Annotated in this window: 1 pseudogene; it reads left to right on the top strand. The window is 43.7% G+C overall.

Features of this window, described 5'->3' with window-relative positions:
* The first annotated feature begins 104 nt into the window (after window positions 1–104).
* Window positions 105–986 (top strand): annotated as a pseudogene (locus A1232T_RS00020) (IS982 family transposase).
* Window positions 987–1,030 lie beyond the last annotated feature (44 nt).

A 1,030-nucleotide genomic window follows, 5' to 3' on the forward strand; every position in this document is an offset into this window, starting at 1 on the left:
ATAACCCCAGTTCGGGATAAGCGCTCAAAAAAAAGATAAAAAAAGAAGTCCGAAGTTGCTAAAGTGAGTTTACCAAGACAAACTTCACAACAAGGACTTCTTACATGGACAACCTAACCGAACTATACTGCCATATTGACGACTTTTATCAGCAATTCAAACCTGAGTTTGACGCTCATTTAATCGCAACGGGACACCAAAGGTTAAGAGCATGCCAGATAAGTGTAGCAGAGATGATGACCATCTTGGTACTGTTTCATCAACTGCGGTATTGACAGTTTAAGGCGTTTTACTACCATCACATGCTTGGCATGATGAAACGGGCGTTTCCAAATCTGCCGAGCTACTCGCGATTTATAGAGCTTGTGCCGCGCAGTATCATACCACTGTGCAGCTACTTGCAAAGCATGATGGGCGACTGTACGGGTATCAGCTATATTGATTCAACCAAGATAGCAGTTTGTCATAACAAGCGTATCTACCGTCATAAAGTCTTTGAAGGACTTGCAACCCGAGGCAAAAGCAGCATGGGTTGGTTCTATGGCTTTAAGCTGCACGCCATTATCAATCATAAGGGCGAGCTTGTATCTGTTAAAGTCACTGCGGGTAATACCGATGATAGAGCGCCTGTTAAGGATATGGCAACACCTGTGTTTGGCAAGGTGTTTGGGGATAGAGGCTATATCAGTAAAGCCCTAAACGAGTGGCTCACAAAACACAGTGATACCACGTTGATAACGAAACTTCGGCGTAATATGAAACCGCAAGTACTCAAGCCGATAGATGAGGTACTACTCAATCATCGCTCTTTGGTTGAAACGGTGTTTGGGGAGCTTAAAAACTTGTGCCAAATCGAACACTCACGCCATCGTAGTGTCACGGGGTTTATCACAAACTTGCTGTCAGGTTTAATTGCTTATTGCTGGTTTCCCTATAAACCCACCATCAAAAATATGCCTCAGCAGGGACAGGTAGCAACATTGTAAATAGTATCAATGAGTTACAATGTGGCTTATCCCGAACTGGGGTT

Source organism: Psychrobacter pasteurii, assembly GCF_900162815.1.
Taxonomy (GTDB): domain Bacteria; phylum Pseudomonadota; class Gammaproteobacteria; order Pseudomonadales; family Moraxellaceae; genus Psychrobacter; species Psychrobacter pasteurii.